Source organism: Nocardia sp. NPDC059240, assembly GCF_042753865.1.
In the GTDB taxonomy this organism is placed as follows: domain Bacteria; phylum Actinomycetota; class Actinomycetes; order Mycobacteriales; family Mycobacteriaceae; genus Nocardia.
The window spans coordinates 699,166-717,812 of the sequence record NZ_JBHZAC010000003.1 but is presented as its reverse complement, the minus strand read 5'-3'; the positions used below and the strand labels follow the sequence as shown (position 1 = coordinate 717,812).

Annotated in this window: 25 protein-coding genes; 14 read left to right on the top strand and 11 right to left on the bottom strand. The window is 67.2% G+C overall.

Features of this window, described 5'->3' with window-relative positions; translation table 11 throughout:
- The first annotated feature begins 119 nt into the window (after positions 1-119).
- The 4 genes from ACFXHA_RS13640 (at position 120) to ACFXHA_RS13625 (ending at position 3,443) form a co-directional block, all read left to right on the top strand.
- Positions 120-1,484, top strand: a complete 1,365-nt coding sequence (locus ACFXHA_RS13640; RefSeq protein WP_379356291.1) for an OFA family MFS transporter — start codon at positions 120-122, stop codon at positions 1,482-1,484.
- The gene (locus ACFXHA_RS13635) at positions 1,481-1,609 is read left to right on the top strand and encodes a hypothetical protein (protein ID WP_379356289.1); all 129 of its coding nucleotides are present in this window, start codon (positions 1,481-1,483) and stop codon (positions 1,607-1,609) included. Before ACFXHA_RS13640 ends, ACFXHA_RS13635 begins: the two co-directional genes overlap by 4 nt.
- Before the next feature lie 58 nt (positions 1,610-1,667).
- Entirely contained in the window at positions 1,668-2,441 is a 774-nt protein-coding gene (locus tag ACFXHA_RS13630; RefSeq protein WP_379356287.1) for a TIGR03084 family metal-binding protein, read from the top strand.
- A gap of 75 nt (positions 2,442-2,516) precedes the next feature.
- A complete protein-coding gene (locus tag ACFXHA_RS13625) occupies positions 2,517-3,443 on the top strand; it encodes a DMT family transporter (RefSeq protein WP_379356285.1) in 927 nt (308 codons plus the stop codon).
- A 27-nt stretch (positions 3,444-3,470) separates the two neighbouring features.
- Here the strand turns inward: ACFXHA_RS13625 and ACFXHA_RS13620 are convergent, their stop codons facing one another.
- Together ACFXHA_RS13620 and ACFXHA_RS13615 are read right to left on the bottom strand one after the other, a co-directional pair.
- Positions 3,471-4,127, bottom strand: coding sequence for a maleylpyruvate isomerase N-terminal domain-containing protein (locus tag ACFXHA_RS13620; RefSeq protein WP_379356283.1), 657 nt, complete (start codon positions 4,125-4,127; stop codon positions 3,471-3,473).
- 46 nt (positions 4,128-4,173) lie between these two features.
- Entirely contained in the window at positions 4,174-4,782 is a 609-nt protein-coding gene (locus ACFXHA_RS13615; RefSeq protein WP_379356281.1) for a TetR/AcrR family transcriptional regulator, read from the bottom strand.
- Positions 4,783-4,860: 78 nt separating this feature from the next.
- On the opposite strand from ACFXHA_RS13615, the gene ACFXHA_RS13610 reads away from it, so the two are divergent.
- Positions 4,861-5,805 carry an aldo/keto reductase gene (locus ACFXHA_RS13610; protein WP_379356279.1) on the top strand — a complete coding sequence of 315 codons (945 nt, stop codon included), beginning with the start codon at positions 4,861-4,863 and terminating at the stop codon, positions 5,803-5,805.
- A gap of 110 nt (positions 5,806-5,915) precedes the next feature.
- Positions 5,916-6,122 (top strand): hypothetical protein, encoded by a 207-nt coding sequence (locus tag ACFXHA_RS13605; RefSeq protein WP_379356277.1) that lies wholly within the window; start codon positions 5,916-5,918, stop codon positions 6,120-6,122.
- Between the two features lie 75 nt (positions 6,123-6,197).
- Here ACFXHA_RS13605 and ACFXHA_RS13600 read toward each other — a convergent pair whose 3' ends face one another.
- From ACFXHA_RS13600 to yaaA, 3 genes are all read right to left on the bottom strand, one after another.
- Positions 6,198-6,668, bottom strand: a complete 471-nt coding sequence (locus ACFXHA_RS13600; protein ID WP_379356275.1) for a hypothetical protein — start codon at positions 6,666-6,668, stop codon at positions 6,198-6,200.
- A gap of 1 nt (position 6,669) precedes the next feature.
- Entirely contained in the window at positions 6,670-7,065 is a 396-nt protein-coding gene (locus tag ACFXHA_RS13595; RefSeq protein ID WP_379356685.1) for an ankyrin repeat domain-containing protein, read from the bottom strand.
- A gap of 84 nt (positions 7,066-7,149) precedes the next feature.
- The gene (gene yaaA / locus ACFXHA_RS13590; protein WP_379356273.1) at positions 7,150-7,896 is read right to left on the bottom strand and encodes a peroxide stress protein YaaA; all 747 of its coding nucleotides are present in this window, start codon (positions 7,894-7,896) and stop codon (positions 7,150-7,152) included.
- 58 nt (positions 7,897-7,954) lie between these two features.
- On the opposite strand from yaaA, the gene ACFXHA_RS13585 reads away from it, so the two are divergent.
- Both ACFXHA_RS13585 and ACFXHA_RS13580 read left to right on the top strand, forming a co-directional pair.
- Positions 7,955-9,712, top strand: a complete 1,758-nt coding sequence (locus tag ACFXHA_RS13585; RefSeq protein WP_379356271.1) for a proline--tRNA ligase — start codon at positions 7,955-7,957, stop codon at positions 9,710-9,712.
- Between the two features lie 855 nt (positions 9,713-10,567).
- Positions 10,568-10,990 (top strand): hypothetical protein, encoded by a 423-nt coding sequence (locus tag ACFXHA_RS13580; protein WP_379356269.1) that lies wholly within the window; start codon positions 10,568-10,570, stop codon positions 10,988-10,990.
- Positions 10,991-11,015: 25 nt separating this feature from the next.
- On the opposite strand, the gene ACFXHA_RS13575 is transcribed toward ACFXHA_RS13580, so the two are convergent.
- On the bottom strand, positions 11,016-11,300 hold the full coding sequence (locus ACFXHA_RS13575; RefSeq protein WP_379356267.1) for a hypothetical protein: 285 nt from the start codon (positions 11,298-11,300) through the stop codon (positions 11,016-11,018).
- Between the two features lie 275 nt (positions 11,301-11,575).
- Here ACFXHA_RS13575 and ACFXHA_RS13570 point away from each other — a divergent pair, with 275 nt between their 5' ends.
- The 3 genes from ACFXHA_RS13570 to ACFXHA_RS13560 all read left to right on the top strand — a co-directional run bounded on the left by ACFXHA_RS13570 (position 11,576) and on the right by ACFXHA_RS13560 (position 13,182).
- Entirely contained in the window at positions 11,576-12,253 is a 678-nt protein-coding gene (locus ACFXHA_RS13570; RefSeq protein WP_379356265.1) for an NADPH-dependent F420 reductase, read from the top strand.
- An 82-nt stretch (positions 12,254-12,335) separates the two neighbouring features.
- On the top strand, positions 12,336-12,800 hold the full coding sequence (locus ACFXHA_RS13565; protein ID WP_379356263.1) for a hypothetical protein: 465 nt from the start codon (positions 12,336-12,338) through the stop codon (positions 12,798-12,800).
- A gap of 1 nt (position 12,801) precedes the next feature.
- On the top strand, positions 12,802-13,182 hold the full coding sequence (locus ACFXHA_RS13560) for a 4-oxalocrotonate tautomerase (RefSeq protein ID WP_379356261.1): 381 nt from the start codon (positions 12,802-12,804) through the stop codon (positions 13,180-13,182).
- Here the strand turns inward: ACFXHA_RS13560 and ACFXHA_RS13555 are convergent.
- Entirely contained in the window at positions 13,118-13,645 is a 528-nt protein-coding gene (locus ACFXHA_RS13555) for a MarR family winged helix-turn-helix transcriptional regulator (protein WP_379356259.1), read from the bottom strand. The genes ACFXHA_RS13560 and ACFXHA_RS13555 overlap by 65 nt on opposite strands.
- A gap of 82 nt (positions 13,646-13,727) precedes the next feature.
- Between ACFXHA_RS13555 and ACFXHA_RS13550 the strand changes: the two genes are divergently transcribed.
- Entirely contained in the window at positions 13,728-14,567 is an 840-nt protein-coding gene (locus tag ACFXHA_RS13550; RefSeq protein ID WP_379356257.1) for a hypothetical protein, read from the top strand.
- 113 nt (positions 14,568-14,680) lie between these two features.
- Here the strand turns inward: ACFXHA_RS13550 and ACFXHA_RS13545 are convergent, their stop codons facing one another.
- The 4 genes from ACFXHA_RS13545 to acpM all read right to left on the bottom strand — a co-directional run bounded on the left by ACFXHA_RS13545 (position 14,681) and on the right by acpM (position 16,821).
- Positions 14,681-15,091 (bottom strand): hypothetical protein, encoded by a 411-nt coding sequence (locus ACFXHA_RS13545; RefSeq protein ID WP_379356255.1) that lies wholly within the window; start codon positions 15,089-15,091, stop codon positions 14,681-14,683.
- A gap of 413 nt (positions 15,092-15,504) precedes the next feature.
- The gene (locus ACFXHA_RS13540) at positions 15,505-16,011 is read right to left on the bottom strand and encodes an OsmC family protein (protein WP_379356253.1); all 507 of its coding nucleotides are present in this window, start codon (positions 16,009-16,011) and stop codon (positions 15,505-15,507) included.
- 26 nt (positions 16,012-16,037) lie between these two features.
- Positions 16,038-16,481 carry an SRPBCC domain-containing protein gene (locus ACFXHA_RS13535; RefSeq protein WP_379356251.1) on the bottom strand — a complete coding sequence of 148 codons (444 nt, stop codon included), beginning with the start codon at positions 16,479-16,481 and terminating at the stop codon, positions 16,038-16,040.
- A 34-nt stretch (positions 16,482-16,515) separates the two neighbouring features.
- The gene (gene acpM / locus ACFXHA_RS13530; RefSeq protein ID WP_379356249.1) at positions 16,516-16,821 is read right to left on the bottom strand and encodes a meromycolate extension acyl carrier protein AcpM; all 306 of its coding nucleotides are present in this window, start codon (positions 16,819-16,821) and stop codon (positions 16,516-16,518) included.
- 75 nt (positions 16,822-16,896) lie between these two features.
- Between acpM and ACFXHA_RS13525 the strand changes: the two genes are divergently transcribed.
- Both ACFXHA_RS13525 and ACFXHA_RS13520 read left to right on the top strand, forming a co-directional pair.
- Positions 16,897-17,895 (top strand): MerR family transcriptional regulator, encoded by a 999-nt coding sequence (locus ACFXHA_RS13525; protein WP_379356247.1) that lies wholly within the window; start codon positions 16,897-16,899, stop codon positions 17,893-17,895.
- Between the two features lie 274 nt (positions 17,896-18,169).
- Positions 18,170-18,643, top strand: coding sequence for a hypothetical protein (locus ACFXHA_RS13520; protein WP_379356245.1), 474 nt, complete (start codon positions 18,170-18,172; stop codon positions 18,641-18,643).
- The last annotated feature ends 4 nt before the right edge of the window (positions 18,644-18,647 follow it).

Genomic DNA, 18,647 nt, shown 5'->3' with positions numbered 1-18,647 from the left:
GGCACTTCCGCCGCTCGGGCCGGACGCGTGCGGCCGAGTCCGCCATCCTCGTCCGATACCCAACGGTCCGGTATGCAGTCGTCCTATGATCGCCCCACGTCGGACATTTGGGGCAGAACATGACAGCAGTAGCTGACGCCATGAGGTTTTCCCGTGTCACCGCACCGCCGGGCTGGAGCCGTTGGCTGGTGCCACCGGCGGCCCTGTCCATCCACCTCGCCATCGGGCAGGCGTACGCGTGGAGCGTGTTCAAGCCGCCGCTCGAGAAGACGATGCACATCTCCGGCACCGGGAGTGCGCTGCCGTTCCAGATCGCCATTGTGATGCTGGGACTTTCGGCCGCCTTCGGCGGCACGACCGTCGAGAAACGCGGGCCGCGTTGGGCGATGGCCGTCTCGCTGGTGTGCTTTTGCTCCGGACTGCTGGTCTCGGCGCTGGGCGCGGCGCTCAGCCAATATTGGCTGATCGTCCTGGGGTACGGGTTCATCGGCGGCATCGGCCTGGGCATCGGCTACATCTCGCCGGTGTCCACGCTGATCAAGTGGTTCCCCGACCGGCCGGGCATGGCAACGGGTTTCGCCATTATGGGCTTCGGCGGCGGCGCGCTCATCGCCTCCCCGTGGACCACCGAGATGCTCTCGGACTTCGGCAAGGATCACCGCGGCATCGCGGAGACCTTCCTCGTGATGGGGCTCGTCTACGCCGTCTTCATGACCGTGGGCGTGCTACTGGTCCGGGTCCCGCCGCCAGGCTGGCGGCCCGCGGGCTGGGAGCCGCCCGCCACCACCGGCAAGCTCGTCAGCGCCCACGATGTCGCCGCGAACGACGCGATCCGCACCCCGCAGTTCTGGCTGCTGTGGATCGTGCTGTGCTTCAACGTGACCGCGGGCATCGGCATCCTGGAGAAGGCCGCACCCATGGTGGTCGACTTCTTCAAACACTCCTCGACGCCGGTATCCGCCAGTGCGGCAGCGGGATTCGTGGCCGTCCTGTCGGCGGCCAATATGAGCGGCCGCATCGGCTGGTCGTCCCTGTCGGATCTCATCGGCCGCAAGCACATGTACCGCATCTACCTGGGCGTCGGTGCCCTCGCCTACGTCCTGGTGTGGTCGGTGGGCCGCGACAACAAACCCGCCTTCATCCTCGGCGCGATGGTGATCCTGTCCTTCTACGGCGGCGGATTCGCCACCGTCCCCGCCTATCTCAAGGACCTGTTCGGCACCTACCAGGTCGGCGCGATCCACGGCCGCCTGCTCACCGCCTGGTCCGTCGCCGGCGTCGCAGGCCCGCTCATCGTCAACGCCATCGCCGATTCCGGTGCCCGCCAAGGCAAATCCGGCCCGTCCCTCTACGGCACATCCTTCGCCATCATGATCGCCCTGCTGTGCGTCGGCTTCCTCGCCAACGAACTGATCCGCCCCGTATCGCCAAAGCACCACCGAAAGCCCGCCGAACCGGCCGTCCCGCAGGGAGACCCGCAATGACCACCCCGGAACCGACCCCACCCCGCCGCATCCCACTACTGATCTTCGCCTGGTCCTGGGTCACCCTCCCCTTCCTCTACGGAGTGGACCGCCTGATCGTCAACCTGCTCAAGCTCTTTCAGTAGTCCCCGAGGCTATCGTGGTGGTGATCATGTTCGACCCTGCGCGAGAAGGTGATTACCGATGCTGGACTACGGCCTCGACGTGTCCGAAGTGAACCGCGATCTCGCGGTACCCGATCTGGTGGCCGAGGGAGATGAGCTCGACGCACTGGTCTCCGCGCACGACGACTGGACCGCGCCCACCCCCGCCGCAGGGTGGACAATCGCCCATCAGATCGCGCATCTGGCCGTCGCCGACGCGAACGTACTCATCGCAATCCGTACCCCGGGTACCTTCGCCACCGTGCTGAAACAAGCCGAAGCCGCGGGTCCGCGCGCCGCCGACCTCGACGCCGAGGAGGGAGCAGCGAAACCCCGATCGGCCCTGTTGAACGAATGGCGCAGCGGCCGAGCCGAACTGGCGACAGCGCTCCGCGACATCCCCCTCGATCAGTCCTTCCCGTGGTTCGGCTCGGACCTGACCGCGACCCTCATGGTCCCGCTGCGCCTGATGGAAACCTGGGCGCACGGACAGGACATCTACGACACCCTCGGTGTCGCCCACCCTCCCACCGCTCGCCTCCGGCACGTCGCCGCGCTGGGCGTGGCCGGGGTCGGCCTGTCGTTCTATGCCGCCCAATTGCCCATCCCGACAGCGCCCTTCCGGGTCGAACTGACCGGACCGGATGGCGCGGTGTGGGTGTGGGGCCCCGACGATGCCGCGCAGCGAGTCCGGGGGAGTGCCCTCGATTTCTGCCTGCGAGTCACCCAACGCAGATCCCTCGCCGACACCGACCTCACCGCCGACGGCCACGATGCCTGGTTCTGGCTGGAGAACGCGCGCGTCTTCCTCTGAGGGCGACCGTCGGCCGGCGGTATGCCGCCAGGAAATGCGGTGGCCGGATGGCCCATGGCTGATCACACTGCTGCTGTGACGACGACGGAAACGACTGAGCGGGTGCCGGTCCGGACCTCGGCAATCGGATGGAGCCTCACCTCCTGGGCGCTGTTCGCGAGTTCCGGACCATTGGCGAAGGCGGTGATGGATGCGGGCTGGTCACCGGCGGCGGTGACCTCGGCTCGCATCACGTTGGCCGCCGTTCTGTTGCTTCCGATCGTGGCGCTGGTGCGGCCCTGGGCCTTACGCTTCCGGCTGGCCGATCTGTGGTTGCTGCTCGGTTATGGCCTGCTCGGTGTCGCCGGGGTGCAGTTGTTGTTCTTCGTTGCCGTGCAGCAGGTTCCGGTCGGGACGGCGATGGTGTTGGTCAATCTCGCGCCGGTACTGGTCGCCCTGTGGGTGCGGGTGGTGCGGCGCACGAAGCTGCCGGGCCGGGTGTGGCTGGGCATCGGGCTGGCGGTGGCCGGATTGGCCGTGGTTGCGCAGCTCTGGCAGGTCGCGCATCCGAATGCCCTGGGCATCCTCGCGGGATTGGGTTCGGCGGTCTGCTCGGCCGCGTACTTCCTGCTCGGTGAGCGCGGCGCGCGTAGTCACGACCCGGCCGGGCTGACCGCCGTCGGCTTGACCATCGGTGCGGTGACGGTGGCGGTATTCACGCCGCCGTGGACCCTGCCCGCCCGATTACTCACGGCCCCAGCCGTTCTGGGCGGTCTGCGGACCCCGGTATGTATCATCCTCCTCGCGCTTGCCGTCGCCGGCACCGTCCTGCCTTATCTGGCCGGTCTCCGCTCTCTGCGCGACTTACCCCCGACCCTGGCGGGCGTACTGGCGGTCGCGGAACCCTTGATCGCCGCCGCCCTCGCCTGGCTGCTGCTCGGCCAGTCGCTCACCCCGGCCCAGCTGGCCGGAGCGTTGACCATGCTGCTCGGTGCCCTACTCGTGCAATCCGCCACGCCCTGAACCACGTTCGGCCGGCCACACAGGTGGTCAGCCGAGGACGAAGGGGAGGCGGGCGGCCAGGGCCGCCAGTTCGGTGGATTCGGCGGGAGTGGGGGTGCGGCGGCCGGTGCCGATGCGGAGGGCCTCGGTGTCGGAGATCGAGGCCGGGAAGGGGGTTCCGGCAATCTGCTCGAGCATTTCGCGTGCGCGGGTGAGGGTTTCGGTGGGTGGGGGAGTCACGTGCGGGAGGTTGGCGATCAGGTCCAGGTGGTGGAGGGTCCATTCCAGGACGTAGGCGCCGAGGTAGTCGGCCGTGGTGAGGGCGTAGTCCTGGGTGGCGACGCGCTGGGCCGGATCGGCGAGGGCGGCGGCGCGACCCGCGGCGGCGCCGACGTCGTCGAGATGGAACGTGAGCAGGGCCGGGTCCTGGTAGGCGGCGGCCAGCCGGACGATCAAGGCGTCCAGGGGGTCGTCGCCGGTGGGTCGAGTGTCGCTCACCCGCCAGTAGGTGATCGAATCGCGGTTCGGCTCGGCCTCGGTCGGCGTCACCAGGGTGATCAATACATCCTGGGCATCGATGACCAAGTGGCACAACAGATCTCGCACGAGCCACCCCGCGCAGCCGGACGGCCGCCCGAAGTCTTCGTCGGAGAGTTCGCCGACTGCGGTACGCAGCGCGCTCCAAGACTGTGCGAACAGTTCCACCCCGCCCAACCTAGCAGCGGGCCGGGCCGCGATCCCGCAACCGTCATCATCGCGGGACCGGGCTCGGCCGCAGGGCATCGAGCATGAGGTCGAGTAGTCGTTCGGTCTGTTCGCCCGTATCGCCCGCCGTGGTGAGCAGGATCCCCAGCAGCATGACCGTGATATCCGCGGCTTCGACATCGGCACGCAGGGAACCGGTTTCGACTCCCCGCGCCAGCAGCGTCGCGATCGCGCCCGTAATGCGTTCCCGCGTCACCGGTATCGCGATCCGGCCGGAGGCCCACCCGGCGCGCAGCGTGTCGGCCATACCGCGCTTGGTGGCCACGAAGGCGGCGTACCGCCCCATCCACGCCCGCAATGCCACTTCCGGCGGGTGCTGCTCGAGCAGGGCCTCGACGGCGGCGGTGACATCGTCGAGCTCGGCGGCGTAGACGGCCTCGGCCAGCGCCTCGCGATTGGGGAAGTGGCGATACAGGGTGCCGATGCCGACACCGGCCTGCTGGGCGATGCCCTCCAAGCTCACGGTGTCACCCGCATTCGCGAACGCGACCCGGGCGACCTCGAGCAGTCGGTCGCGATTGCGTTGGGCGTCCGCGCGCGGGGCGCGGGCAGCCCGAGGCTTGTCATGGGCGGACGCGGAATCGGCCGGGCTCAAATCGGAGGCACCTCCGGTATAGTCGGATTAAGCGGAGGTTCCTCCGCTTCGGCCATCATCTCATGTGGGAGGACTCCCATGACAACGAACATCCCGCCCGCGACCACCCTCGCCCCCTCGGGCGTGCCGCGCCCCGGCGGCCCCGGCACGCTCGGCCGACATACCGTGTCGCGCATCGGATTCGGTGCGATGCGGCTCGCGGGCCTGCCGGACGACCGGGCCGCCGCGCTCGCCGTGCTGCGCCGCGCCTGGGAACTGGGCGTCGACCACGTCGACACCGCCCACTTCTACGGTGACCGCTACGTCAACGGGCTCATCCGCGACGCCTTCACGCCCGAGGACGGTGTCGTCATCGTGAGCAAGGTCGGTGCGGACCCCGACCCCGGAGCCCGCATCCCGCTGCGCCCGGCGCAACGACCCGAGCAACTGCGGGCCAGCGTCGAAGACAATCTCACCTCGCTCGGCCTCGACCGCATCCCGGTGGTGAACCTGCGCCGCCTCGACACCGGGCCGGGGCTGCGGGCGTCCGGCGATCAGGTCGTCGACCTGGACGACCAACTCGCCGCCATGATCGCGCTGCGTGACGAGGGCAAGATCGGCGCGATCGGCCTCAGCGCCGTCACCCTCGACGGCCTGCGGCAGGCTCTCCCCGCCGGCATCGTCTGCGTTCAGAACGCCTACAGCCTGGTCGCCCGCGACGACGAGGATCTGGTGAAACTCTGTGTGGCAGAAGGCATCGCCTGGATCCCGTTCTTCCCCCTCGGCGGCACGTTCCCCGCCATGCCGAAGGTCACCGACAACCCGGTCGTCATCGCCACGGCCCAAGCCCTCGGCTGTACCCCCGCCCAACTCGGCCTCGCCTGGCTACTCCACCATGCCCCCAACATCATGCTCATCCCCGGCACCTCCCAAACCGCCCACCTCGAAGCCAATCTCGAAGTCGCCGCGATCCCCCTCCCCGCCGAGGTCCTCTCCACCCTCGACGCCATCCCCTCCCTCTCCTCCGAGATCCCCCTCGGCTGAACGCCTTCCGGTTTGCGAATAAGATTGTTCGTAACAATCCGATAGCGACGCTCGATCCAGTGGCGGGGGTCATTCGTCACCGAAATCAACTCAGGAAGATCGGGTTTCAAATGATTCGAGTCAATCGCCACATCATCGCCGGCACCCTACTGACCGGCGCGGTCCTGCTATCCGCCACCCCGGCCCAAGCCGAAGTCCACCTCGACCAGGCACCCGCCTCCGAGCCCCAGCCGGTGAGCAACACCGAAATCTCCAGCGGCTCAGTCGATCTGAACCAGATGTGGTGCGGAACCCTCTGGCGCCCCGTCTGCTACTGATCCTGCAGCGGGAACTCTGACGAAACCCACGGGGCCACGTACGCTCCGTGGGTTTCCGGCCGCTACTGTCTGGACTCAGCCTGGATAGTCCGGTCGCACACGGTATTCGGCCCAGAGCCGCAGGTGCTGGGAGAACGCGACCTCACTGCGCTCCGGGGGAGAGTCGCCACGGAAAACCCAGAAGTGAGGGTCCGGAAGGGTGAGATCCTCGGTCCGGAAGTAATGGAACATGTAGTCGTGGTGGGTCTGGAAGATGAAGGCACCCTCGAACTCGGTGAAGTCGTGGCCGTATTCCTCGACGGTCTCGCGCGCGTACTGTTTCGCGTCGAGTAGCCACTCGTAGTCGGCTTCGTCGTTGCGGCTGAACCAGTACGGGTTTCTGCCGGTGTAGGACAGGAACTTTCGGAATGTCGTCGGCAGAGTCGTTACGTTCTGCGCGGCCATCAGAGCGTTGATTTCGGCGTCGGTGCAGCCCCGGATCGCGTCCGGGGGCACCGAGCCATTGCGTATCAGCGTGGCGGCGAGGTCGGCCAGGAAGTCCGTCACCCTATTTGTCGAACAAGGCCAGATACTTTGTCTGGCCGAACATTTCGGCGGCATCGCGGGCGGACGGGCTGCCCGCGTTGGGGTCCGCGCCCGCGGCGAGGAGGGCATGGACGATCTCGTCGGAGCCCTTGAAGACCGCGCCGGAGAGCGGGGTTTGGCCCTTGTCGTTGCCGAAGTTGGGGTCGGCCTTGTGGTCGAGGAGGGCGGTCACCGCTGCGGGGTGGGCGTAGTAGGCGGCGAGCATGAGGAGGGTGTCGCCGTTTTCGTTGGTGAGGTTCACCGGGACACCGGCATCGAGGTACGCGCCGAGGGTGGCGGCGTCGCCGCTGCGGGCGAGGTCGAAGATCTTGCTCGCCAGCTCGAGGACTTCCGGATCCAGATCATTGGGTTCCACCAGGCCACTCTATCGAGCTCGAGTGGCCCGGCCGAGCCAAGTTTCCGTATATCTGAGGCAGGGGCGAGAGCCCTCGTCCGACAGCGGTCAGGACGTGATGATCAGCAACTCGGACGGCGAGGCGATCTCGGTGCGCAGCCCCGACTTCTCGGCGAGCTTCGCCAGCCCGTCGATGTCGGAGGGTTCGGTGCGCGAGAGCACCAGTGCCCGCGCCAGCAGCCCCTTGTGGTGTTTGTTGAAGTGACTCACCACGGTTCGCTTACCGTCCGGACGTTCGGTGAGCACGGTCGCGGTCACCGCGCCGGGCACCCGGCCCAGGTTCATGTAGGTGCCCGACCGCAGGTCCACCACCAGTTGCCCGGCCGCCTCCGCGCGCAAAGCGTCCGCCAGCACCGGCTTCCACAGTGCCTGCAGCGTCGGCAGCCCCGGCAGTTTCGACCCGCCCGAAAGCCGGTAGGCGGGAATCGGATCGCCCGCCCGCACCACGCCGAACAACGCCGACCCGATCCCGAGCCGCGCCTCGGCCTTGGCGCGCTGCGCCTTGGTGAAACCGGCCGCATCGAGCGCGTCGTACAGCACACCCGTATACCGATCCAGCGCCGGGCGTGTCGCGGAGGTGCGCAGCGCGGCATTGCGCGCGATCTCCGCGTCAGCCCCCTTGCCCAACCCCAGCGCGGCGCGCGCGGCGTCGGGATCGGCGGCCAGCCCGATCACCTCGGTGACGAGTTTGTCGCGCACCGCGCTGAGCTGCGGCATCGACAGGGAATCCAGATCCAGGGGTCCACCCGAACCACCGTCGGACTTGGTTTCGGAGGGAGGCAGCAGCACCAGCACGAGCCAACACGGTAATGCCTTGTGAACTGTGCGCGAGCAGCGGCTAGGGTGATGAGCCGTGATCACCCGCCTCTCCCACCTGTTCCTGCGCACCCTGCGCGACGACCCCGCCGACGCCGAGGTGCCCAGCCACAAGCTGCTGGTGCGTGCCGGATATGTGCGTCGCATCGCGCCCGGCGTCTACTCGTGGCTGCCGCTCGGCCTGCGCACGCTGCGCAAGGTCGAGGACGTGGTCCGCTCGGAGATGAACGCCATCGGCGCTCAGGAGATCTCGCTGCCGGCCCTGCTGCCGCGCGAACCCTACGAAACCACCAACCGCTGGACCGAATACGGCGACGGCCTGTTCCGGTTGAAGGACCGCAAGGGTCAGGACTACCTGCTCGGCCCGACCCACGAGGAGCTCTTCGCGCTCACCGTGAAGGGTGAGTACAACTCCTACAAGGACCTGCCGGTCACGCTGTACCAGATCCAGACCAAGTACCGCGACGAAGCCCGTCCCCGCGCCGGCATCCTGCGCGGCCGCGAGTTCATCATGAAGGACTCGTACTCCTTCGACCTCGACGAAGACGGTCTGAAGAACAGCTACAGCGCGCACCGTGAGGCGTACCAGAAGATCTTCGACCGCCTCGGCGTGAAGTACGTGATCGTGGCCGCCACCTCGGGCGCGATGGGTGGTTCGGCGTCGGAGGAGTTCCTTGCCGACAGCCCCTCCGGCGAGGACACCTACGTCATCTGCCGCGAATCCGGTTACGCCGCGAACGTGGAGGCCGTGGTCACCGCCGCCCCGCCGGAGATCGCCATCGCGGGCCAGGCCGAGGCCGTCGTCCACGACACCCCCAAGACCGCCACCATCGCCAAGCTGGTGGAGTGGGCCAACGGCGCGGGCATCGACAAGGTGCTGGGCCGCGAAGTCACCGCGGCCGACACCCTCAAGAACGTCATGGTCAAGCTGGTCTACCCCGACGGCAAGACCGAACTGCTCGGCGTCGGCATCCCCGGCGACCGCGAGGTCGACGAGAAGCGCCTCGAAGCGTCGCTCGAGCCGGCCGCGGTGGAGCTGCTCGACGAGGCCGACTTCAAGGCCAACCCCTTCCTGAAGAAGGGCTACATCGGCCCGAAGGCGCTGCTCGACAACGGCGTTCGCTACCTCGTCGATCCGCGCGTGGTGTCCGGCTCCGCCTGGATCACCGGCGCCGACGAATACAACAAGCACTACGTCGGGCTGGTCGCCGGTCGCGACTTCACCGCCGACGGCACCATCGAGGCCGCCGAGGTCCGCGACGGCGACCCGTCGCCCGACGGCCGCGGCATCCTGGAAGCCGCGCGCGGCATCGAGATCGGCCACATCTTCCAGCTCGGCCAGAAGTACACCGACGCCTTCCAGGTCGACGTGCTGGGCGAGAACGGCAAGCCGGTCCGCCTCACCATGGGCTCCTACGGCGTCGGCGTCTCCCGCATGGTCGCGGTGCTCGCCGAGCAGATGCACGACGAGAAGGGCCTGCGCTGGCCCCGCGAGGTCGCGCCGTTCGACGTCCACGTGGTCATCGCCAACAAGGACGACGGCGCGCGCGCCGGCGCCGAACAGGTTGCCGCCGAACTGAATTCCCTCGGCTTCGAGGTGTTGCTGGACGACCGCACCGCGTCGCCGGGCGTCAAGTTCAAGGACGCCGAACTGCTGGGCATGCCCTACATCGTGGTCGTCGGCCGCGGCTGGGCCGAAGGCAAGATCGAACTCCGCGACCGCTTCGCCGGCACCGCGGAGGAGCTCCCCGCCGACACCGCCGTAGCATCGGTAGCCGCCAAGATCCGCGGCTGATCCCGCGAATCCGCCAGTGGCGCATCACCTTCGGGTGGTGCGCCACTTGCTTTTTCACCGCGCCCGATGCGCACTACGGATCACACGTCCCACAACCCGCCTCCGCCCGACTCCCCGGAAACTGAATAACCTTCGCCGACAAAACCTTCTCGGCATCGGTCCGAATGATCTGCCCCGCCGCCATCTTCCGCTCACACACGGCGGTCACACAATCATGATGCAAAACCAACGATTCCATAGCCTCGCTAGTAGTCATCCCCGGCTCCCCATCGAGAACATCACAATTCTCCAGCCGCTCATAGGTATCCACACCCCATTCACCGCCGATCCCCACCAGTTCGTTTCCAATACCGACCGGAATTTCTTATCTCCTCGACGAGACAAGCCGCGAACACCACCACACCGGCAGCAGACATAACCATCAAACCCCAAGCATCCCAAGCCATCTCGACTCCTAGCGGTGGCACCTGGCTGATTACTGAATATCGTTAGATACCTAGTCTTGCGCTTCTGGCATCCTCGCAATAGGGGAGTGGTGAAGAACGGTGGAAGCCCATTCTGGGCAGGCCAAAAAGCACCAACCCGAATAGCGAGGCTAACGAAACGCTTTCGTGGATCCCTCGGTTATCTACGTCGAGGGCGCTCAGCGCGTGGGCGTCTATCACCAGCGAGAAGATGTCGTGGGCAAGTGCCGCTGGGCCCAGCCCATCTCCGCCTGGACATCAAGATCAACGTGTACTCAGCGCGGGGATTCGGACAAAATTCCACGCTGAGTACACCCTGATCTTGAAGTGGTGATCGGTAGGGGTCGCCTGGGCGGCAGTAGATTTTGGGTGCGCTCGGAAGCTGCGCGGCGTGGGGCGGCGTGTCGAGTCCTGGCGGCGCTCGGCCGGGGCGACGTTCTACGCTCACGCCATGGACCTCGGCACGCCCATGCAGCTCTACCGCGACCAGCAACTTGTCGCCCTGATCACCAGTTACAGCTACGACCAGCCTTGGGCGTCCGGCAGGGTGGACGATCTCGACCCCGACCGCGGTGCCCGCTCCGAACGCGCCGCCGCATACCTGCAGTGGTTCAACACGCACGAGGACCTCCCCGAGGACGACGATGCCTACGACGAGGTTTGCGCCCACGAAATGGCCCGGCACGGCACGACTTCGGCCGATGTCGACTGGTGCACGGGTGGCACCTGGACGATCCGGACCCGCGACGGAATCGACAACCGGGTCTATTCGCTGGATTTCATCACCGACCACCGCATCCAATGGCGCTGGTGACCACCTGTCGATGCCCCAGTGGCGTTCAGTCCAGTTCGCGGCCGTCGAGCACTTCGATCCCCGTCACCGCGGACTGCTCCGCGTCATAGTGCAGCCAGATGACACAGTCATCGTCGCGGTCCAGCATGATGATTCCCGCGCTCGGTGAGCCCGCCGGGGCGGTCAGCAGAACCGGGCAAGTCGGCGTACACGAGCACCGGCCATGGAACCGCAGGTCGAGGATGGTGCGAGCGAGCTGCTCGTCCTCCGGCTCCAGCAGGTCGAGGATGTCGGCCACCAGGTTCGGGAAGGCTTCGGCAAGCAACGGCACGCCCTCAGTACACCATCGGCGTTCCCCCGGCCGCTCGTTCGAGTTCGTCCGAGGAATTCGGATCCGGGTGTTCGCCGGATGGAATCGAACCGCACCCGCTGCTGATCAGGACCAGCGGTCTCTCGCTGATCACATGCGCTGAGCATGGGCCGGTGCAGGCGATTCACGAGAAGGCTTGTGCGCCAATGCATGTTCGAGGGCTGGGGTGGCGGCCTATTCGGTTCAGTGGCGGGTTCCGTGATGGTTACGGATGTGGTGGGTGACTCTCGGGGGCGATGCTGGGAGCGTGCCCGGTTGAGCCGGGCGGCCGGACTTCGGGTCCGCGCGCACAACGACTTTCGGGAGTGAACATGACCAGTTCTATGGTTCAGCGGCGGGACGGTGCGGGGAGAAGCATCGCGGTGATCGGTACGGGGCGTGTCGGGAGGGCCGTGGGATCTGCGCTTGCTGCGGCCGGGTATCCCGTTGTCTACGGGTCTCGGCGGCCCGGCGGGGACAGTATCGGCGTTGCGGAGGCTGTGGAGGGTGGGGATGTCGTTGTTGTTGCCACCCCGCCCGACGCCGCAGCGGATCTCGCTCGCGAACACGGGGAGGCGCTCGCGGGCAAGCTCATCCTCGATGCCACCAACAATGTGATGGGGTCGCCGGCCAACGCCTCCGAATCCTTCGCCGAGCACGCCCCGAAATGCCGCTATGTCCGCGCGTTCAACACTCTGGGCACCGAAGTCCTCACCGATCCGATCTTCGACGGCGAGCCCGCCGACATGTATTTCTCCTGCGCGCAGGCGGATCGGCCGGCGGTCGACGAACTCATCACCGCGGTCGGACTGCGGCCGGTCTATGTCGGTGAGCAGTCCTACGACCTCGTCGACGGCGTCATGCGCCTGTGGCTCACGCTGGCGATGCGCGAGGGCCACGGCCGAAACATGGCGTTCCGGATGGTCACTCGCTGACAGCGACACACTCCTTGTAGTACACCGACTGGTGTACTACGGTTCGTTCAACCGCATCGCTGCGGCCGGTGAGGAGGCACCTATGCGTCGAATACTGTGCACGATCCAGGAGGGCAGCCTCACGTCGGCGCAATGCCGGGCCGCGGAGCGGGCGCTGGGCGAGGCGTATCGCAAGTCGCTGGGAGCCACCGGCCGCGCGGTCGTGATCTGGTGTGAGATCCCAGCGGGCCAGTCCTACACCGAGAATCGTGCCTCGACGATGTCGTGGGTACTGGTCGAGACCGACGACGGACTCGACGCCGCTCGGCGCGAGCGTGCCATGCACGCGATGAGCGACGCCTGGAACACCGTCACCCATGCCGGGCCCAACGATCTCATGCTGGCGCTCGTCGACACCTCGTTGTTCGACCGCTACCTGCGGCTCAACCGCGACCGCATCCGGCCCAACGCCCGCCCGCTGTTCCTCCTGCGCACGCTCGCGCACCTCCTCACATCCAGGCTCACGCGGGGCCGCTTCGCGATCGCCGCGAACCATCATCGGAGCTGACATGCCGCTCTACAACGTCGCCTGTCGAACCCGGCCGGAAGCGGGCACCCACCGGTCCGTCGTCGAGGCGATCACCGCCACCCACTGCGAGATCACCGGCGCACCACCGGAATTCGTCAGCGTGGTCTTCCTGCACGGCTACCCCTTGACCCCCGGCATCGAACTGTCGGTGATCGCCGGAGTCCGAGGCGGCGGCAACCGCGACGCCACCCTCTTCGCCCGCCTCGAACAAGCCCTGCAACTCGCCATCTCCGAAGCAGCCCACCTCCAGCCCCCGGCCGTCGAGATCGCACTGATCGAATTCGCGGCGAGCTGGATCATGGAAGGCGGCGCGATCCTCCCCGAACCTGGCGAGGAAGAGCACTGGCATCCGCTGCGGTAGTGCGAGATTCAGCTCCCGGTTCGAGTTCGGTGGTGAAGCCGTGTTCGATGCGGGAGAGGAAGTCGGCGAGGAGTTTCAGTTCGGCCGTGGTGTAGCCGCCGATCTCGCGCCGCCAGGCGCCCAGTAGCGGGCCGAAGAGCGGGGCGATGTCGGATCTGGCTCGGGCGTCGTCGAGTTCGACCAGGACGCGGCGCCGGTCACCCGGATCGCGTTCGCGCCGAACCAGTCCGGCCTGCTCGAGGCGATCGACCAGGCCTGTCATCGAGGCGGTGGTCAAGCCGGTGAGGCGGGCCAGCTCCCCGGCGGTGTGCGGGCGGTGCTGCAGGAGTTGCAGGACCTGCATGTCCGTGGCATTGATGCCCAGTCGAGCGGCGGCGGACTGATTCATTCGCAGGCCGAGCTCGGCGGTGCGACCCACACCCGCCAGCACGGCATCGATCAAACGTGACTTCTCCGTTGACATCCCAGAGTCCCCTCGGCATCCTGATATCTAGGAAACCTAGTAATTAGATTTGCTTGACATCAGCTTACCGAGAGGAATGACGATGGTGCGCCATCCGACTCCGCTATTGCTCGTTCTCACCGCCGCCGCCGCGACCGCCTGCGCCTCGTCGCCCCACCCGCCCGCCGCCGAGATCTACCAGGGCCGTTGGAATTACGATCTGCCCGACGTGGCCACCATGACCAATATCGCCACCATGAACATCGGTGACGGTGTGCAGGGCCCGCAGATCGGCGACATCGTGTTCACCCCGGCCGGGCCCGACCGAATCACCGGCCGCACCGATGTCGGCTGCACCTGGCAATTCGCCGTCACCCCAACCGGTCTCGAACTGGCCACGCCGAACCAGACCTGCCACAACCCGACCGCGGGCTACACCTACACCATGACCGCGTGGACGGTCCACGTCACCGGAGGCCATGAAACCGAATCCATCAAGGCGATCAGCCACCACCGGGACCGCGACTACGAGTTCGACCTGACCCGCGGCGCCCGCACCCGCGCCCCGGAGGAAGACCCCAAGTCCGCCGGCGAATTCCAAGGCACCTGGACCTACGGCTCGCCCGACCCCCGCACCGGAGCCAACACCAGCCTGACCCCCGGCGCGGCCCCCACCCTCTTGAATGGATCGGTCACCATCACCACGAGTGTCGGTCCCCGCCTGACCGCCCACACCGACAACGGCTGCGACTGGTCCCTCATCGCCCGCGGCAACACCGCGAAACTCGACCCGCCCATCCAAACCTGCACCCTCGCAGACTCCGCCGTAACCCTCACCGCCTGGACAATCGCCACCGACGGTCACCACCAACTCTCATCCATCTCCGGAACCGCCCCCACCGGAACCCCCTTCACCGCTACCGGTGACCTCACCCGCCGGTAGCACTGTCGCGAACGCACACAAACGCCCCCGCTGACCGGCTCGGTCAGCGGGGGCGTTTGTGTGCGATGTGTGTCAGGGGCGTGATCGGTAATCGTTCAGTGGCGCTTTCCTTTTCACGCGACGTTCAGGGCGGCGGTGACCTTGCGGGTCATGTCGGCGACGACCGGGCTGGGCTGGGCGTTGCGGCCCGTGGCCGCGGCGGACTCCAGCGCGACGAGCACGATGCCGCGGAAGTTGTCGGCCTCGGCCGGATCCTGCTGCTGCAGCAGCGTCGCCGCCTCGGTCAGCGCCGGCAGCACCTGGTCGGCGAGCTCGGCAACCGTCTTGCCGCTCAGGTGAATATCCTTCGACTTCGCGTTCAGCACGTGCCCGACCTGCCCGGTGGCGGCACCCAGCGCGATGGAACCGGCGGTCGCGGCCTTGTGCGCCTTGTCGGAAGCGGCGGCGATGAGGGAAACCGCGCCGTAAGCGGCAGCCCGGATAACAGCCTTGTCCTGGTCGGTCAGGTTGAGAGTGGCAGACATGATGTACTCCTTCGAAATCTGTTGTGGCAGAACCCGTATCCGATGTGATCCGGGCTCGTTTTCTTCGATGGACATACTGTGACCGCCCCCGCTGACATCGCCCTGACACCAACCTGACACCGCTCCGCGAGTAACTTTGCGAGCGGGAGGCATCATGGGAGACAAGAGAACACGCGGCGTTATCGCCTCGCAGGTGCAGGAGATCCTGAACTATTTCGGGAAGTGCCCACTGTGCGGCCACCCCGCCCGAGCGTGGCACATCACCGCGGAATTCGACGACCACCGCGTCGAGTCCCAGGACATCGCCGAATGCGGCGGCTGGTGCGGCTGGAAAGGCCCCGTCCGCCCGCTCGCAATGACCCCCGGCGCACTGGTATTCGATCAAGAACAGGGTTCTGGAGTTCAGCGAGCGATCAGCGCGGACGCTGGACGACGATCGACGGGGGTTCGGCGAGGGAGCGGCCGACCACGCAGTAGCGCTCGGTGAGGTTTGCGAGGCGGGCGAGGGCGTCGTCTTCGGCGTCGGTGTCGACGGTGAAGACGACCGTCACTTGCTGGACGCCGATTGGGGCCTCCCGATCGACGCCCAGGGTGCCGCGAGCGTCGAAGAACCCCTCGGCTCGACCGTCCACCGACCGAAGGTGAACGCCCGAGGCTGTCGCGACCGAATGCAGAGTCACGCCCGCACAGGCGAGCACTGCTTCGAGCAGCATGTCCCCCGAGCAAGCATCCGACCCGTCACCCCCGGTGGCGCGGTGCAATCCGGCACGACTCACCCCCGAGAACTGTTCGACATCGAACGTGACCCCCGGCGACCCGATCCGCCCCACCGCCCGCAACGGAGTCCGCGCCGTTCCAGGATCCTGCCGATACTGCTCTTTCAGCGGCGCCTGCACGGCGCGCAACTCTTTCGCGTCCATCCTCCGACGCTAGCCCCCGGAACAGGTCAGAGGTGGATCACCTCGCCCAGCCGGGGGAGTAGGCGGCGCTTCCAGGTGCGTTCCATGGCGTTGCGGGCCATTTTCTGACGGCGGTCGCCTAGGTCGAAACCGGTTTGCGTCAGTAGGAGCCGGGTGCCGTGGCCCTGGGGGCGGAGGGTCCAGTCGAGAATCCAGCGGGCCGGATAGTCGGCTTGCGGATAGTGCCAGGTGTGGGTCAGTTGCGAATACGGTTGCGCCGTCAGCACCTCGCAGCGGATCTCGCTGATCGGCGCGTCGGGGACGGTGAATCGGAAGCGGGTTCCGGGGACGGCGGCGAAGCCGATCGGGCGAAGCAGCCAGCGGGCCAGCAGGTCCGGATCGGTGAGCGCCCGCCAGACCGCCTCGGGTGGTTGCGGGAAGAAGCTGCCCAGTTCGATGGCGGCGGGGTTGAGTTCCGCGTCGGCGATCATCGGCGTACCGCCTCGGTGGCCACTGGTGTGCGGTTCAATTCGCCTGGCCTTCCTTGTGTTTCGCCTCCATCTCGGCGGCGATCTCCGGCTTCTCGGCCTCCATCTTCTGCACGTAGGTGACGGCGTCGCCGACGGTGCGCAGGTTCGACAGATCCTCGTCGGGGACCTTCACGCTGTACTTGTCCTCCAGTTGCACGGCGATCTCGACCAGCGACAGCGAGTCGATGTCCAGATCGTCGACGAAATGCTTGTCGATCGTCACCTCGGTGGCCTCGATCCCCGTCACCTCCTCGATGATCTCCGCGATCCCGGCGACGATCTCTTCCTGCGTGGTAGCCACGAATTGTCCTTTCCTGGTAACGAACTCCGTCCCGGGTACGGTAAAAGCTCCACCGGGGTGGAGGTTCAACAGCTTGTGACAGACGACACACAGACCGGCGCGCTGGTGAGTATCGGGGAATTGGCGCGCAGCACCGGTCTCGCCGTGCGCACGATCCGGTTCTACTGCGACGAAGGCATTCTCGAATCCCGCCGCAGCCCCGGCGGGCATCGCCTGTTCGACGCCGGCACCGCCACCGAACGACTCCTGCTGGTGCGACGGTTGCGCACCCTCGGCCTCGGCCTGGAAGCGATCACCGGGGTATTGCGCGCGGAACGCTCCATCGATGAGGTCGTCGCCGCCGAAAGCGCCAGGCTCGACATCGAATTCAGGTCCCTGACCTGGCGGCGTGCGGCCCTGCGCGCGGTCGAGGCCGCCGACCCCGGGCAACGCCCGCACCGCCTGGCCCTGCTGGCCGCCGCCGAGGACGGCAGCGCCGCCCACGACTGCCTCATCCGCTACTGGCGGCGCATCCTCGCCCCGATCCCCAAGCACCACATCGAAGCCTGGGTGTGCTGGAACGTCCCCGAACCGCCCGCCGACCCGACCGTCGACCAGGTGGTCGCCTACGCCGAACTGGCCGCATTGGCCGCCGATCCCGACATGAGCCGCACTGTGCGACAGCAATACTGGCGCACCCGGGCGGACCTGATCCGCGACCGCCAAGCCCTCTTCCTCGACGTCGGCGACATCATCCCGGACGTGCTGACCCGCATCGCCCAGGGCGAGCCCCCACACCCCGGCAGCGAAGTCGACCGCTTCGCCACCGCCCACGCCACCGCCCGAGGCGAACACGACACCCCCACTTTCCGCAGCCGACTACTCACCGGCGCAACCGATTCCGACCCCCGAATCCACCGCTACTGGACGCTGACCGACCAGCTTCTCGCCGACCGCATCACGGTGGGCACCGCCCACCACTGGCTCTACACCGCACTGACCCACACCCTCGACCCGCAGCCGACACCACCCGACCCCGGATCGTGGCCCGCCACGAAGTCCGAGCCACTCGAAAAACCCTTCGGCTGCTCCTGATCGTCCTGCTGTCCTGTCGACCGTTGCGATGTCACGTCCGGCCCGGCTCCGCCGAAACAGGGGCATGGGGAGTTCATTATCGACGGCGCGAGGTATCGCGCTATTGGCTTGCACGCTGGCGCTTTCCGCATGCGGGACCGAGGGGGCGGGGCGGGATCACCCCGTCGCGGTCGTGACGACGGCGGCCGGGGCCGGTGATTCCGAGCCGAAGCATGACGGCGAGTACTGCCCCGGTTGCCCGTCGCCGTCGCCGGAGCCGAGGCTCGTTCCACCGGTGGTTCCGACGAGTCCGATCACGCCGGGGCCGACGACCACCCCGGCGACGACCACACCCGCGCCGCCGGATCGCATCGCGGTCAACGAGATTCAGCTCGAACATCACGATGGGTTCGATCGGGTGATCTACGGATTCGGCGGCATCGGTGTGCCTGCCTGGCAGGCCGACTACGTCGCCGAGGCCACCCCGCGTGGGCGGCCCACCGCCTTACTCGTCGCCGGTGCCTCGATCCTGCGAATCGTGTTCTACGCCAACGCACCCGCGAAGGTCGGCCTGCCCGCCTACGGCGGAACCAACCCGCTGGCCGACGCCAAGACACCGGCCATCACCGAAGTCCACCTCACCACGCCCTACGACGACGGCGCGCAGCCCACCACCGAATCGTTCATCGGCACCACCGCGGACCGGCCACACTTCACCGTGACCAGGCTGCTCGACCCGCCCCGCCTGGCCGTCGACATCTCCCGCTGACCGT

Excerpts from the sequence above, each read along its gene's own strand:
- ACFXHA_RS13605 (WP_379356277.1), top strand. The coding sequence starts at position 5,916 with ATGATTCGAGTCAATCGCCACATCATCGCCGGCACCCTACTGACCGGC.
- ACFXHA_RS13535 (WP_379356251.1), bottom strand. The coding sequence starts at position 16,481 with ATGATCGCCGACGCGGAACTCAACCCCGCCGCCATCGAACTGGGCAGC.
- ACFXHA_RS13545 (WP_379356255.1), bottom strand. The coding sequence starts at position 15,091 with ATGTCTGCCACTCTCAACCTGACCGACCAGGACAAGGCTGTTATCCGG.
- ACFXHA_RS13630 (WP_379356287.1), top strand. The coding sequence starts at position 1,668 with ATGCTGGACTACGGCCTCGACGTGTCCGAAGTGAACCGCGATCTCGCG.
- ACFXHA_RS13640 (WP_379356291.1), top strand. The coding sequence starts at position 120 with ATGACAGCAGTAGCTGACGCCATGAGGTTTTCCCGTGTCACCGCACCG.
- ACFXHA_RS13610 (WP_379356279.1), top strand. The coding sequence starts at position 4,861 with ATGACAACGAACATCCCGCCCGCGACCACCCTCGCCCCCTCGGGCGTG.
- ACFXHA_RS13560 (WP_379356261.1), top strand. The coding sequence starts at position 12,802 with ATGCCGCTCTACAACGTCGCCTGTCGAACCCGGCCGGAAGCGGGCACC.
- ACFXHA_RS13565 (WP_379356263.1), top strand. The coding sequence starts at position 12,336 with ATGCGTCGAATACTGTGCACGATCCAGGAGGGCAGCCTCACGTCGGCG.
- ACFXHA_RS13570 (WP_379356265.1), top strand. The coding sequence starts at position 11,576 with ATGCTGGGAGCGTGCCCGGTTGAGCCGGGCGGCCGGACTTCGGGTCCG.
- ACFXHA_RS13635 (WP_379356289.1), top strand. The coding sequence starts at position 1,481 with ATGACCACCCCGGAACCGACCCCACCCCGCCGCATCCCACTACTGATC.
- ACFXHA_RS13555 (WP_379356259.1), bottom strand. The coding sequence starts at position 13,645 with ATGTCAACGGAGAAGTCACGTTTGATCGATGCCGTGCTGGCGGGTGTG.
- ACFXHA_RS13550 (WP_379356257.1), top strand. The coding sequence starts at position 13,728 with ATGGTGCGCCATCCGACTCCGCTATTGCTCGTTCTCACCGCCGCCGCC.
- ACFXHA_RS13540 (WP_379356253.1), bottom strand. The coding sequence starts at position 16,011 with ATGGACGCGAAAGAGTTGCGCGCCGTGCAGGCGCCGCTGAAAGAGCAG.